Origin of the sequence: Myroides sp. JBRI-B21084 (genome assembly GCF_030545015.1) — a bacterium.
In the GTDB taxonomy this organism is placed as follows: Bacteria; Bacteroidota; Bacteroidia; order Flavobacteriales; family Flavobacteriaceae; genus Flavobacterium.
In genome coordinates this window covers 648,759-662,281 of record NZ_CP120653.1, presented here as the reverse complement: position 1 = coordinate 662,281, position 13,523 = coordinate 648,759, and the positions used below count along the sequence as shown (strand labels likewise).

The following is a 13,523-nucleotide window of genomic DNA, read 5'->3' as shown; positions in this document are numbered from 1 at the left end:
CCTTTTTTATTTAAATGACATTTTATGTCTTACCTAAAACCTAAATTTACCTTTAAAATAGAACCATTTAATGAAAAAAGATTTTACAAAAGGTCAAGGTGCGGTAACCAATATTCATAATAAATTTTTTAAAAATAGATATGAAACTTCTATTTATCAAGATGATTATGAAGATGAAATTGCTAAAACTCAAATATTAGAAGTTTTCCCAAAAACAATAGTTAACAAAATAAAAGGCAACAACTTACCTTTTGTGTATTCAGTAAATCCGTATCAAGGCTGCGAACATGGTTGCGCGTATTGCTATGCCCGACCCACGCATCAATATTGGGGATTTAGCGCAGGTATAGATTTTGAACGAGTAATTTTGGTAAAGAAAAACGCATCCGAACTTTTAGAACAATTCTTTTTAAAACGTGGTTACAAAGCATCAACCATTCAATTATCAGGCAATACCGATTGTTACCAACCTTTAGAACGCAAATTAGAAATCACTCGGAAAATATTGCAACTTTGTTTAGATTATCGTCATCCTGTAAGTATTATTACAAAAAACGCCTTAATATTGCGCGATTTGGATATTTTAAAACAATTGGCTGCTAAAAAATTGGTAAATATATGCTTAAGTATTCCAACTATAAACGAGGAATTACGCAGGGTTTTAGAGCCCAGAACGTCATCGGTAAAAACAAAACTGAAGGCACTGCAAACTTTATCAGCAAACAAAATTCCCGCACACGTAATGGTTGCACCAATAATCCCTGGATTAAACAGTATGGAAATTCTTCCAATATTAAAAACCACTTCAGAAAACGGAGCACATTCCTTTGGCTACACGCTGGTTGGTTTGAACGATGAAGTGGAACCTGTTTTTAAAGATTGGTTGGAAACGCATTATCCTGACCGAAAAGAAAAGGTTTTAAATCAAATAGCATCGCTACACAAAGGAAATTTGGCAGAAAAAAATATAGCCAAACGAAATGCTGGCAACGGAAATTTTGCCGATATGATTCATAAATCGTTTGAAATTGGCAGAAAAAAATATTTCAGTCAATCAAAATTTCCTGCCTTAGCAACTGATTTATTTGATGGAACCAAAGGCGAACAATTGCGGTTGTTTTAATAAAACCTAGAAGATTTTAAAAATCTTGCAGAACAAAAGTCTATCTAGCTTCTAATGATATTCTGCTTTGATTCTCTTTGTTTCCAAAACGTGCAGTGTAAACATCGGTATGTTTATAAATATCCACGCTTTCAACATCGTTCTGATTTAACGAACGAAATGTTTCTTCGCTAACACGCACACCATCTATAATATAAGTATAATTCCCATTTCGTGTTAAAGCTTCTGCATCTTTTAAAATGGTTTCGGGATTTCTGTAAACTTCTGACGGTCTCATATCGACATTAAAAACCAATGGGAATGCAACATCTACAATATGATTTTTATAAAGCTCTGTTTTTTTAACACCAACTGTATCAATAGTACATCCTATTACTGAATGATAATTGAAAGAAATTATTATATCAGGCAAGTCAGCATCATCTTTCATCATTTTAACATTCAAAATATTACTTCTACGAACAGTCGTCATACTTGTTTTATATCCTCTATAAATAAACTGAATTCTATCGCCTTTTTTGGCATTAAACTTATATCTTCCTTCAGCATCTGTTACTATTTCTATATTTGTTCCTGCTAACTTTGTAACAACGCCCGAAATTGGATCTCCTTTTTCGGTTTTAACAATACCTGTAATTTCTTTATAAAGATTTTGCTGTAGCACTTGTTCAGTCGAATTTGCCAGAGATGCTGATTTTACAGTCCAAGTAGAAAGAAAAATTATTCCAAAAACAACCGCAACGTATCTGTAAAGACCAAGTAGTCCGTTTACTTTTATCTGATTATTTACATCATTATTTATCATATTACAACCGCTTTATCTTCATTTATCAATAACTAACAGCAAGTTACTACTTTTATTCTACAAATTCAATCATAAATATTTCACTATTCTTTTAATAAAAAGTTTATTTTTGTTACAGTTAAACAATTGTAGATATGAAACCAGATTTATTTCAGGCACCAGATTATTATTTATTAGACGATTTACTTACAGAAGAACATAAATTAGTACGCGATGCTGCACGTGCTTGGGTAAAGAAAGAAGTTTCACCCATAATTGAAGAATATGCACAACGCGCTGAATTCCCTACACAGATTGTAAAAGGTTTGGGCGAAATTGGCGGTTTTGGACCTTATATTCCTGTAGAATATGGCGGGGCAGGATTAGATCAAATTTCGTACGGATTAATTATGCAAGAAATTGAACGTGGCGATTCAGGGGTACGTTCAACCTCATCGGTTCAATCATCGTTGGTAATGTATCCTATTTGGAAATACGGAAACGAAGAACAACGCATGAAATACCTGCCAAAATTAGCAACTGGCGAAATGATTGGTTGCTTTGGATTAACTGAACCCGATTTTGGATCGAATCCAGGTGGGATGGTTACCAACTTTAAAGATAAAGGCGATCATTACTTATTAAATGGAGCAAAAATGTGGATTTCGAACGCTCCGTTTGCAGACATTGCAGTTGTTTGGGCCAAAGACGAAAGCGGACGCATTCACGGTTTAATTGTTGAACGCGGTATGGAAGGATTTACAACCCCAGAAACACACAACAAATGGTCGTTACGTGCATCGGCAACTGGCGAATTAATTTTTGATAATGTAAAAGTTCCAAAAGAAAATCTTTTACCAAACAAATCGGGCTTAGGGGCGCCACTTGGTTGCTTAGATTCGGCTCGTTACGGAATTGCTTGGGGTGCTATTGGTGCTGCGATGGATTGTTACGATACGGCATTAAGATACTCAAAAGAACGCATTCAGTTTGATAAACCTATTGGTGCTTTTCAATTACAACAAAAAAAATTAGCCGAAATGATTACCGAAATTACCAAAGCACAACTTTTAACATGGCGTTTAGGCGTTTTACGTAATGAAGGCAGAGCAACATCAGCACAAATATCAATGGCAAAGCGAAACAATGTAGATATGGCATTAACTATTGCCCGTAATGCACGTCAAATGTTAGGTGGTATGGGTATTACTGGTGAATACTCTATAATGCGACATATGATGAATTTAGAATCGGTAGTAACTTATGAAGGTACGCACGACATTCATTTATTAATTACCGGTATGGATGTTACTGGTTTTTCAGCATTTAAATAAAAATATTTTACATATAACAAAAATCCCGAAGTGTACTTCGGGATTTTTGTTATTAGTTAATTTCGTCTAAATTTTCACTTTTAAGGTATTTATCACTGTATTTTAAATACCAAAACCATAACCCAAAAATTGAAAGAAACACCACTAAAAGTGTTTGATCTATTTTTTTCCAGGTATCAAACAACTGCCTGCTCCAAATTACAAACAAAACAGCTAAGGTTGCAGCTACGTGCATAAGCTGAAAAACCACATATATTTTATACTTTTCATTCAAAAAGAAAACGGTATCGTGAAACATTACAAAACCCAAAATATATGCTACAAGTAAAATGGTTAACACTACTAACAACCACTTAATAACTTTAAACAATTTATTCATTGCAAACAATTAAAAAACGATCAAAATTAAGTAAATAATCAATTAAAAAAACAGAAGGTTAAAAAATTGTTTGTAAAAAAGAAAAACGAAGAATTAACTTCGTTTTTCACTTAAAATAATCCAATAAAATAATTCTATTTGCTTTCTAAAGTTAACATTTTTTTGGTTAAAAAAACAAAAAAAACAAAATTATTTTACTAATACTCTGGTGCCAATTGTATTTTTAAACCCTCAATTTCAGGTTTAATAGCAATTTGGCATCCCAATCTACTATTTTCTTTTACATTAAAAGCCTCCCAAAGCATAGCTTCTTCGTCAGGGTTTTTCTCTGGCAAGTTAACATCTTCTTCATTTAAAACATAACATTGGCACGATGCGCACATAGCCATACCACCACAAATACCAATGGTTCCTTCTTCGGCAAGTTCGTAAGCACGCACCAATTCCATTATATTCATATTCATATCGGTAGGTGCATCAACAATATGTTCTACCCCTTCTCTATCAATTATCGTAATTTTAATATCGCTCATAAAATGCATTTTTACAAATATACTAATTAAGTTTTTTTTAAAATATGTAACTTGTAACATATAAGCTAAAAAACATACTAATTGTAAAATTAAAATTATGAATGCTCACGAAATAGATTACACCATTTATGGGGAAGAAATGCAATTTGTTGAAATTGAACTAGACCCACAAGAAACCGTTATTGCAGAATCGGGAAGTTTTATGATGATGGACGACGGTATTAAAATGGAAACCATTTTTGGCGATGGAAGCCAACAACAAGGTGGTTTGTTTGGCAAAGTTCTTAACGCAGGTAAACGTTGGATTACTGGCGAAGGTTTGTTTATGACTACCTTTACAAATATTAATTACGGCAAAAAAAAGGTATCATTTGCATCGCCTTACCCAGGTAAAATAGTTGCATTAGATTTACGCCAAATGAACGGTAGATTTATTTGCCAAAAAGATGCTTTTTTATGTGCTGCTAAAGGAGTTGCTGTTGGTATTGAATTTAACCGAAAAATAGGTACCGGACTTTTTGGTGGCGAAGGTTTTATTATGCAAAAACTTGAAGGCGATGGTTTGGCTTTTATACACGCAGGTGGTACGTTGCACAAAAAAGAATTACAGCCAGGTGAAGTGCTAAAAGTTGATACAGGCTGTATCGTTGGTTTTACAAGCACTGTAAATTACGATATACAATTTGTAGGTGGCATTAAGAACAGTATTTTTGGTGGTGAAGGTTTGTTTTTTGCAACTTTACAAGGCCCTGGAACGGTTTATGTACAATCGTTACCGTTTAGTAGATTAGCCGATAGAATTATTGCACACGCACCTAGTGCAGGTGGCAAATCGCAAGGTGAAGGCAGTTTATTAGGCGGTTTAGGCAGATTACTTGATGGAGATAATTAATTAAAATTCAGCTTTATGCTGAATTTTTTATTTGTATTTGTTTATAAAAACAACTTTCATTTAACATTTTGGGTAAAATAAATAAGAACTATATCTTTACAAAAATTGTTGAATACCATTAATTATGAAAAAATACTTTTTAGGGCTAAGTTGCTTTTTTACGGTTACTATGTACGCACAAAATACATCTTGTAATGAAAAAGCAAATACGATGCTGATTAGTAAAATTAAAAAATACCCATCGGACCAATTAATCCCATATTATTCTGAAAAAAATGATAGATGGGGATTTTTTGATAGAAAAACAAAAAAAATACTTACAGAACCTGTTTTACGTGATGCTGCTTTCTTTCATCCGCACATAAATTTATATTACGGTTTAGAAACAAATGGTCAAGAAAATGGTTGCAATGGCAAAATAATGGGTAGCGAAGAAAATTACAGAATTGCCGATATTCAAAATAGTGGATATATTATTTATGAAGCAAGTGGCGCAATGCCAAATATGCCTAAAAGAAGTAATAAAGATAAAGTAAAAGACGAAATTAGTGGCTTTGAGGTTGATGCTTATGGAAATTTGGTTGCGTTTAACCCTAAGTATTATAACGTCGAAAAAGACGAACCTACTATTTATAATATTGTACCGTTTAAAAACTTATATTTTGCAATTGTTAAAAACCGAATAAACAACGAAACTTTTTTTAGCATCATAAACCAAAAGGGAGAAACTTTTTCTGGTTTTGAAAAATTGAGTAATTACCCGCATCACAAACAAATTTATAGTCATGAAAAAGATGTTTGGTTTTTAATAGAAACCAATAAAAATCATTATATTTTAAAATCGTTGTTTAAAGGTACGCCATTTAAAGACAATTTTGTAAACACCGATAATTGGCAAAATTTTGCTCAAACTATTGGATATGCTATTATGCAAACAAAAGAAGGAAAAGGCATTCTTGATCTTACAAATTTGGAATGGAAAATTAAACCTGCAAAAAACAATGATTTTTGGTATCTAAATTACGCATCATTAAAGCCATTGGCTATAAATTATGATAAAGATGAATATTCGTACAATTCAAAAATTACAATACCTATTGAAATGATTAAAAAAAACAGAAAGAATACTTATATCTACATACAAAATTCTAAATATTCTTTTTACGATTTAAACATGAAATTGTATCAGCCAAAAAATAATTAAGGCATAAAAAAACGAGCTTCATTTGTTTTGAAGCTCGTTTTTTTATCTTTTAAACAACAACATCGAAAAAAGACGTTAACTCTTCAAACGAATATTGTTTTGTGTCTATATCTTTAATAATACTACCGCGATCAAAGCACACAATTCTATCAGAAATTTCAAAAGTATGATTTAAATCGTGGCTAGAAACCAATAAAGTTGTTTGTTTAGTATCGGCAATATTTCGTAAAATCTTTTTTAAACGAATTTGAGTTGTTGGATCTAAATTAGCAAAAGGTTCATCTAAAATAATAACTTTAGGATTGCCAATTAAAGTACCAATTATACCTACTTTCTTTTGATTTCCTTTAGATAAATCACGAATATATTTGTTTTTGCCTAAAATTTCATCGTTAAAAAAATCGGCATATGTTTTTAAAAACTCATCCACTTGAGCTTTATTTTGATTGCGTAGTTCGCCCAAAAAATAAAAATATTCCTCGCAGGTTAAATATCCAATTAAAAAACTATCGTCTAAAAAAGCAGTAGTAAAAGCTTTCCAATCTTCGCTTTTATTAACCACTACACTATTATTTTTAATACAGCCTTGTGTTGGTTCAATTAAATCTAACAACAAACTAAAAAAGGTAGTTTTACCTGCGCCGTTGTTGCCTACTAAACCAAAGCTTTGACCTACTGGAATTTCTAAATTATTTATATTTAAAACGGTAGTACCGTTGTATGTTTTTTGCAAATTAGTAACTTGTATCATAATTATTTATATGCTTTTAAGGTGATGTATTTTTTTGATTTGTAAAGATTTTCAATTAAATTAAACATTGGTTGTTTTAGTAAAATACCTAACAAGCCTATTAAAATAAATATAACAATTGCTAAATTAAACGATAATAAACTGGTTAAACCCCAATACAAAATAGCAGGAATGGCAATAGGTGGAATACTTAACAACAAGGTTTGTGCACTAAATGCTTTTGTATCGCCAAAGGCATTTTTATTACTTGATAAATCTATTTTAGAGCGAACAAATGCACCTGCAATTAACGACATGTAACAGTTCCACCCAATATTATAGCACCCAACAGCAACAATAATTAAATAGGTTTTTAAACCAAAAAACAAATAAAAACTTGCTAAAATAGTTGATACTACTGTACCCAAAACCATTATTAACCATTTAGATTCTAAATATTGGCGATACGGCACGTTTTGTGTCATCATTAAAGGATAGTAACTGCTGTCCCAACTTGGTACATATTGCCCAAAAAGCATCATAAAACCACCTGTAATCATTATAGCTGCTAAAATGGTGAAAAAACTATTGTTTTTGTACATATCCATTGTAAAAAACAACAATCCGTATAACAAAAACATTGCGCTCATTAACAAAACCGTACGTGTACGTTTGTTACGTGTAAGTAGTTTTATATCGGTTTTTAAGAACGGAGCCAACTTTCCAAAACGGTTTAAAAAGTTTAAATCGTAATAGGTATATGTTTCTTTTTTTACAACAACAGCACTGTCTAACGATAAATTTTTATAATAAAAACGGTAGCAAGCCATTATTAAACCAATTAAGTATACCGCAATAACAATTAATAAAAATTTATAGTTATACATAGCTTCAAACACATATTTGGTATATGCTGTAACTTCTACGTATTTAAAAAAATCTAATGCTAAAACACCTGCAAAAGAAACCAAAAAAGGTAACGCAAATTTGTTTACGTGATTTAATAATTGCACCAAAAAGTTGTTGGCCCATAAAAACATTTTTAACGATAAAGCAAATAATAATCCACTTAAAACATTTACTTTATATTCAAAAATCAACATTAAAAATAGAGCAATCCCCATAAAAAGGTTGACAAAATTAAAAAACGAAAATGCCGATTTTGTTAAGCAATAATTTACAATTGTTTTTTTACGAATGTTTTGTATAAGCAATGGTTTTACTAACGTTGTAGGCATTTGTTGAAAAAAGTAACGAATTACCAAATCGCCCAACCATAAATAAATAGCGTATTTAAAAAAGCCTTGAAAGGGATCTAACCCTTCTTCTTCGGCAAATTTAAATAAACCCGCACTCATGCTAACCATTACTACTAAGTAACAAGCACCAAAATAACCTTTACCTAAAGCCATTAAAACCCGTTGTGTTAATGCGCCTTTACGTTTTGATTCTTTCCATTCTAAGCTGGCAAGTTTTTTAAACATCATATTGTTTTTTGTTTAGTAAGTACTGTTTTTAACGAAATGTTACAAAAAAAAAGAGTATGTTTTTAAAACATACTCTTTTAAAACTTAATTATTTAAAATTAATCAATTGCTTTTACAACTGCTTTTTCAGCTTCTTTACGTGTTCCATCAAAACCATCAACACCAGAAACAGTAGTGTATTTCAATACATATTTTTTACCTGGATTGATTCGGTTATACACACTTTGGCACATTAAAGTTGCTTCGTGAAATCCGCATAAAATTAATTTTAGTTTACCTGGATACGTGTTAACATCGCCAATAGCGTAAATACCTTCTATATTTGTTTGATAATCAAGTGCGTTGTTTACTTTAATCGCATTTTTTTCAATATCTAAGCCCCAATTTGCAATAGGCCCCAATTTAGGCGTTAAGCCAAACAACGGAATAAAATAATCGGTTTTAATGGTACGCGAAGCTAAATCGCCTTCAAACGATAAACTTACAGCGTCAACATGTTCGTTTCCGTGAATTTCGGTAACTTCGGCAGGGGTAATTAAATTAATTTTACCTTGTTGCTTTAACGCTTGTACTTTTTCAACCGAATCTAAAGCACCTCGAAATTCGTTTCTTCTGTGAACTAAGGTAACACTTTTAGCTACATCGGTTAAAAAGATACTCCAATCCAATGCAGAATCGCCACCACCGCTAATCACTACATCTTTATTACGGAATTGTTCAGGGTTTTTAATAAAATATTCCACCCCTTTATCTTCGTAAAAATTCAACCCTTCAATAATAGGTTTTCTAGGTTCAAAGCTACCTAAACCACCCGCAATTGCAACAGCTTTGGCGTGGTGTTTTGTACCTTTATTGGTAGTAACAACAAAAGTACCATCTTCAAGTTTATCAATAGTTTCGGCAACTTCGTTTAATGTAAAACCAGGTTCAAATTGTTTAATTTGTTCCATTAAGTTATCTATTAATTCGGCAGCGCCTACAGAAGGATAACCAGGAATATCAAAAATAGGTTTTTTAGGATATAATTCAGTTAATTGTCCGCCGGGTTGCGGTAAACCGTCTATTATATGACAGCGTAATTTTAATAATCCAGCTTCAAACACAGCAAAAAGGCCTGTTGGTCCGGCGCCAATTATTAATATATCAGTTTCAATCATAAAAGTAAATTTTATATAAAATTAAAAAGCATACAGCACAAAAAAAGTGATAAATATCATTACTTACCATTAATTTAGTTTTGTGTATTTTATAATTCGGCGGGTAAATTTTCTACTGTTTCAATTTCGGGTGCATATTTTTTAATGGTAGTTTCTACACCAGCTTTCAACGTCATTTGATTAATTTTACACGATGTACAAGCCCCTTCAAGACGCACTTTCACGTGTTTATCGTTTTCAATAGCAACCAAGGTAATGTCACCACCATCTGATTTTAAAAACGGACGGATTTCATCTAGCGCTTTTTCTACATTTTGTTTTATAGTTTCTGAAGCCATATTTTTATTATTGGTATCGAACAAACGATAATTAATTTATTTTTTTACAGCCGAACAACCTGCCATAGTAGTGATTTTAACAGCTTCGGTTGGCGGTAACGATTCGTTACGTGCAACGGTTTGTGAAACAACATTTCTAGCAATTTCTACAAACGCATTAGCAACAATAGTATTTTCTTGCATTGCTGCTGGTCGGCCATAATCACCAGCTTCGCGAATACTTTGTACAATTGGCACTTCGCCTAAGAAAGGAACCTCTAAATCGGTTGCTAAATTTTTAGCACCTTCTTGTCCAAAAATGTAATATTTATTTTCTGGTAATTCTTCAGGTGTAAAATAAGCCATATTTTCAATAATACCTAAAACGGGTACATTAATACTTTCAGCCATAAACATTGATACCCCTTTTTTAGCATCGGCCAAAGCAACTGCCTGTGGCGTACTTACAACCACTGCCCCTGTAATTGGCAACGATTGCATTAAAGATAAGTGAATATCACCTGTACCTGGAGGTAAATCTAACAATAAGAAATCAAGTTCGCCCCAATCAGCATCAAAAATCATTTGATTTAAAGCTTTTGCAGCCATAGGTCCGCGCCAAATTACTGCTTGATCTGGACTTGTAAAAAAACCTATAGACAACAATTCAACACCATAACTAATAATAGGTTTCATTTTTGATTTTCCGTTAACATCAACAGAAATAGGTTTTGATTTTTCAACATCGAACATAATGGGCATCGATGGTCCGTAAATATCGGCATCTAAAACACCTACTTTAAAGCCCATAGTAGCTAAAGTTACCGCTAAATTTGCAGTAATTGTAGATTTACCTACACCACCTTTACCTGAAGATACGGCTATAATGTTACTGATACCTGGTATTGATTTTCCTTTAATTTCTGGTTTTTCTGGCGTTTCAACCTTTACGTTTACTTTAATTTTTGCTTTTTCGTAAATTTTTTCATGAATCACTTTCATGATATCCACCTCAACGCGTTTTTTAATATGCAAAGCAGGTGTGTTCAAAGTAACATCAACCACCACTTCATCGCCAAAAGTCATTACATTTTGTACTGCACCACTTTCTACCATGTTTTTGCCTTCACCGGCTACCGTAATTGTTTCTAATGCGGTAAGTATTTCTTTTCTATCTAACTTCATTTCTGTATTATAAAAAAAGTTATTTAACAAACTGTTGGTAAACAACTTATGTAGAATTATTTTAAATTACAAAGATAATACGAAATTGTTACACTATAAAGTTAATGATTTAATAAATTATTGAAATATGTTAATTAATTCTAAAGTTTTGTAGAACGCCTGTTTGTTTTATAATTTTAGAAGTACTTTTGATTTAAACAAAAACTTATAACATGGCACAAATAACTTTTAAAGGCAACCCTATAAACACTTTAGGCAATTTACCTGAAGTAGGTACAACAGCACCTAATTTTACGCTTACAGCTAGCGATTTATCTGATAAAACCTTAAACAATTACAAAGGTAAAAATGTTGTTTTAAATATTTTTCCAAGTGTTGACACAGGCGTTTGCGCACAATCGGTACGTACGTTTAATAAAGAAGTATCGGCTGTTGAAAATACGGTTGTTTTATGTATTTCTAAAGATTTACCTTTTGCAATGAACCGTTTTTGCGCTGCAGAAGGTTTAAATAATGTTGAAACTTTATCGGATTTTAAAAACGATGATTTTACAAATGCATATGGAGTAAAAATGACCGATGGTCCTTTAAACGGTTTAATGAGTAGAGCGGTTGTGGTTATAAACCCAGAAGGCAATGTGGTTTATACCGAGTTAGTTCCAGAAATCACGCAAGAACCCGATTACAGCCATGCAATTAATGCGTTGAAGTAATTTTGAATAATAAAAAACGTCCAAAGTTTAAACTTTGGACGTTTTTTTATGGCTCCCAAAAATGTTCTTTAAAATTTTGAACGGTATTATCTTTTACAACAATACCTTCATTTTCCAATAATTGCTGCATTAAATTGGTTCCTTGAAAATGATGTTTACCTGTAAGCAACCCTTTACGGTTTACTACGCGGTGTGCGGGAATATCTTGGTTTATATGCGAAGCGTTTAAGGCATACCCAACCATACGTGCCGATTTTGGTGCCCCAATTTTTTTTGCTATTGCACCGTATGTAGTAATTTTTCCATAAGGTATTTGTAGCACTACTTGATACACTTTTGCATAAAAATCGTTAGTACTCATGTATAAAAAATTTATACAAATTTATTAGAGTAATAACCCCAGTAATACACCCTAAAATTTTATTTATATTCTTTAAAATAAAACTTTCTTCAACAACTGCCTTTTTAAATACTTGTATGTAAAACATAAAACTGAAAAAAGTACCTAATAAAACCCCAATAGTTAACAATAAATTATTGGTGTAATTTATACTATACCATTTATTATTTACAGCACTAATACTTATAAAAGCATAATAAAAAACAGGAAAAACGTTTAACAAAGCAAAAAAAACACCTTGGCTAAATCGTTTTCGTTTTTTAGTGTTGTTTGCAGTATGCTTGTGGCTATGATTTTTAGGTGATGCTAAAAAAAAGTAAATTGTTAGCACAAAAAAAATCACCAAACCAATTTCGTGTAAAATATTATTTATAAAAACGCTACTATCAATAATTTTTGCAAAAAAAACGGCTAAATACGTTTGTAAAGCAATAATTACAAACGTACCAGCCATAAAACTGTAAGCGTGTTTCATACCTTCTTTTTTTGAAATTTTAACCACTGTGGCATTTAAAATACCAGGCAGTAACGTTCCAAATACAGCGGCACCTAACCCTGTAAAAAAAGGTAAAAAATAATTCATTTACTTTATTTGAAATTGAATATAGGTTATAGGTTTGTTTTGTTCTAAATACTGCGACTCGTAAAATGTTTGTATAGCAGTAACTACTTCAGGTGCACCTTCGTTTTTATAAACGTTATGATTAGCATACAAAACCGTATGTCCTGCACCATGTAATAAACCAAGTGTGTAACCGTGCATAAATTCACTATCGGTTTTAAGGTTTACTACACCATTTGGTTTTAAAATATTTTTATATCTAGTTAAAAATTCTTGATTAGTTAAACGGTGCTTGGTGCGTTTGTATTTAATTTGCGGATCAGGGAAAGTAATCCAAATTTCATCAACTTCATTAGCTGCAAAACAATGCTCAATCAATTCAATTTGGGTACGTAAAAAGGCAACGTTATTTAAATTTTCTTCGACAGCTGTTTTAGCACCTCGCCAAAAACGCGATCCTTTTATATCAACACCAATAAAGTTTTTATTAGGAAAACGACGTGCTAATTCAACTGAATATTCGCCTTTACCGCAACCTAATTCTAATACAATAGGGTTGTTATTTTTAAAAACTTCACTGTTCCAGTTGCCTTTTAAAGCAAATGTATTGTTTGTAAGTTCTTCACGATTAGGTTGATGTACATTAGAAAAAGTTTCGTTTTCTTTAAAACGTTTTAGTTTATTTTTACTTCCCACGATTCATATTTTTTTACAAAAATACAA

General features: G+C 32.0%; 16 protein-coding genes. 5 read left to right on the top strand and 11 right to left on the bottom strand.

Annotation, left to right across the window (positions count from 1 at the left end):
- Positions 1–70 precede the first annotated feature (70 nt).
- Entirely contained in the window at positions 71–1,123 is a 1,053-nt protein-coding gene (locus P3875_RS03245; protein ID WP_303444821.1) for a PA0069 family radical SAM protein, read from the top strand.
- Positions 1,124–1,163: 40 nt separating this feature from the next.
- Here the strand turns inward: P3875_RS03245 and P3875_RS03240 are convergent, their stop codons facing one another.
- Positions 1,164–1,787, bottom strand: a complete 624-nt coding sequence (locus P3875_RS03240) for a carboxypeptidase-like regulatory domain-containing protein (RefSeq protein ID WP_303444820.1) — start codon at positions 1,785–1,787, stop codon at positions 1,164–1,166.
- Positions 1,788–2,062: 275 nt separating this feature from the next.
- On the opposite strand from P3875_RS03240, the gene P3875_RS03235 reads away from it, so the two are divergent.
- Positions 2,063–3,241, top strand: a complete 1,179-nt coding sequence (locus P3875_RS03235) for an acyl-CoA dehydrogenase family protein (protein WP_303444819.1) — start codon at positions 2,063–2,065, stop codon at positions 3,239–3,241.
- Between the two features lie 52 nt (positions 3,242–3,293).
- Here the strand turns inward: P3875_RS03235 and P3875_RS03230 are convergent, their stop codons facing one another.
- Positions 3,294–3,620, bottom strand: a complete 327-nt coding sequence (locus P3875_RS03230) for a hypothetical protein (protein WP_303444818.1) — start codon at positions 3,618–3,620, stop codon at positions 3,294–3,296.
- Positions 3,621–3,817: 197 nt separating this feature from the next.
- On the bottom strand, positions 3,818–4,153 hold the full coding sequence (locus P3875_RS03225; protein ID WP_303444817.1) for a 2Fe-2S iron-sulfur cluster-binding protein: 336 nt from the start codon (positions 4,151–4,153) through the stop codon (positions 3,818–3,820).
- Positions 4,154–4,250: 97 nt separating this feature from the next.
- Here P3875_RS03225 and P3875_RS03220 point away from each other — a divergent pair, with 97 nt between their 5' ends.
- Together P3875_RS03220 and P3875_RS03215 are read left to right on the top strand one after the other, a co-directional pair.
- Complete coding sequence (locus P3875_RS03220; protein WP_303444816.1) at positions 4,251–5,045, top strand: TIGR00266 family protein; 795 nt, start codon at positions 4,251–4,253, stop codon at positions 5,043–5,045.
- Positions 5,046–5,169: 124 nt separating this feature from the next.
- On the top strand, positions 5,170–6,249 hold the full coding sequence (locus P3875_RS03215; protein ID WP_303444815.1) for a hypothetical protein: 1,080 nt from the start codon (positions 5,170–5,172) through the stop codon (positions 6,247–6,249).
- Between the two features lie 49 nt (positions 6,250–6,298).
- Here P3875_RS03215 and P3875_RS03210 read toward each other — a convergent pair whose 3' ends face one another.
- From P3875_RS03210 to P3875_RS03190, 5 genes are all read right to left on the bottom strand, one after another.
- Positions 6,299–7,000, bottom strand: a complete 702-nt coding sequence (locus P3875_RS03210; protein ID WP_303444814.1) for an ABC transporter ATP-binding protein — start codon at positions 6,998–7,000, stop codon at positions 6,299–6,301.
- Positions 7,001–7,002: 2 nt separating this feature from the next.
- Positions 7,003–8,466, bottom strand: coding sequence for a DUF5687 family protein (locus tag P3875_RS03205; RefSeq protein ID WP_303444813.1), 1,464 nt, complete (start codon positions 8,464–8,466; stop codon positions 7,003–7,005).
- Positions 8,467–8,564: 98 nt separating this feature from the next.
- Positions 8,565–9,623, bottom strand: coding sequence for an NAD(P)/FAD-dependent oxidoreductase (locus P3875_RS03200; RefSeq protein WP_303444812.1), 1,059 nt, complete (start codon positions 9,621–9,623; stop codon positions 8,565–8,567).
- A gap of 89 nt (positions 9,624–9,712) precedes the next feature.
- Positions 9,713–9,961, bottom strand: coding sequence for a NifU family protein (locus P3875_RS03195; protein ID WP_303444811.1), 249 nt, complete (start codon positions 9,959–9,961; stop codon positions 9,713–9,715).
- 36 nt (positions 9,962–9,997) lie between these two features.
- Complete coding sequence (locus P3875_RS03190; protein WP_303444810.1) at positions 9,998–11,125, bottom strand: Mrp/NBP35 family ATP-binding protein; 1,128 nt, start codon at positions 11,123–11,125, stop codon at positions 9,998–10,000.
- Positions 11,126–11,337: 212 nt separating this feature from the next.
- Here P3875_RS03190 and tpx point away from each other — a divergent pair, with 212 nt between their 5' ends.
- Positions 11,338–11,838: a thiol peroxidase gene (tpx, locus tag P3875_RS03185; protein WP_303444809.1), complete on the top strand. Its 501-nt coding sequence runs from the start codon at positions 11,338–11,340 to the stop codon at positions 11,836–11,838.
- Between the two features lie 46 nt (positions 11,839–11,884).
- Here the strand turns inward: tpx and P3875_RS03180 are convergent, their stop codons facing one another.
- The 3 genes from P3875_RS03180 to trmB are packed head-to-tail and all read right to left on the bottom strand — an operon-like array spanning position 11,885 to position 13,496.
- On the bottom strand, positions 11,885–12,199 hold the full coding sequence (locus P3875_RS03180; RefSeq protein ID WP_303444807.1) for an MGMT family protein: 315 nt from the start codon (positions 12,197–12,199) through the stop codon (positions 11,885–11,887).
- Positions 12,189–12,821, bottom strand: a complete 633-nt coding sequence (locus P3875_RS03175) for a LysE family transporter (RefSeq protein WP_303444806.1) — start codon at positions 12,819–12,821, stop codon at positions 12,189–12,191. The genes P3875_RS03180 and P3875_RS03175 overlap by 11 nt, the downstream gene beginning before the upstream one ends.
- Complete coding sequence (trmB, locus tag P3875_RS03170; RefSeq protein WP_303444805.1) at positions 12,822–13,496, bottom strand: tRNA (guanosine(46)-N7)-methyltransferase TrmB; 675 nt, start codon at positions 13,494–13,496, stop codon at positions 12,822–12,824.
- Positions 13,497–13,523: the final 27 nt, after the last annotated feature.

Coding starts and splice junctions, on each gene's coding strand:
- P3875_RS03210 (WP_303444814.1), bottom strand. CDS start 7,000: ATGATACAAGTTACTAATTTGCAAAAAACATACAACGGTACTACCGTT.
- P3875_RS03215 (WP_303444815.1), top strand. CDS start 5,170: ATGAAAAAATACTTTTTAGGGCTAAGTTGCTTTTTTACGGTTACTATG.
- P3875_RS03190 (WP_303444810.1), bottom strand. CDS start 11,125: ATGAAGTTAGATAGAAAAGAAATACTTACCGCATTAGAAACAATTACG.
- P3875_RS03175 (WP_303444806.1), bottom strand. CDS start 12,821: ATGAATTATTTTTTACCTTTTTTTACAGGGTTAGGTGCCGCTGTATTT.
- P3875_RS03180 (WP_303444807.1), bottom strand. CDS start 12,199: ATGAGTACTAACGATTTTTATGCAAAAGTGTATCAAGTAGTGCTACAA.
- P3875_RS03200 (WP_303444812.1), bottom strand. CDS start 9,623: ATGATTGAAACTGATATATTAATAATTGGCGCCGGACCAACAGGCCTT.
- P3875_RS03205 (WP_303444813.1), bottom strand. CDS start 8,466: ATGATGTTTAAAAAACTTGCCAGCTTAGAATGGAAAGAATCAAAACGT.
- P3875_RS03220 (WP_303444816.1), top strand. CDS start 4,251: ATGAATGCTCACGAAATAGATTACACCATTTATGGGGAAGAAATGCAA.
- P3875_RS03235 (WP_303444819.1), top strand. CDS start 2,063: ATGAAACCAGATTTATTTCAGGCACCAGATTATTATTTATTAGACGAT.
- tpx (WP_303444809.1), top strand. CDS start 11,338: ATGGCACAAATAACTTTTAAAGGCAACCCTATAAACACTTTAGGCAAT.
- P3875_RS03230 (WP_303444818.1), bottom strand. CDS start 3,620: ATGAATAAATTGTTTAAAGTTATTAAGTGGTTGTTAGTAGTGTTAACC.
- P3875_RS03245 (WP_303444821.1), top strand. CDS start 71: ATGAAAAAAGATTTTACAAAAGGTCAAGGTGCGGTAACCAATATTCAT.
- P3875_RS03225 (WP_303444817.1), bottom strand. CDS start 4,153: ATGAGCGATATTAAAATTACGATAATTGATAGAGAAGGGGTAGAACAT.
- P3875_RS03195 (WP_303444811.1), bottom strand. CDS start 9,961: ATGGCTTCAGAAACTATAAAACAAAATGTAGAAAAAGCGCTAGATGAA.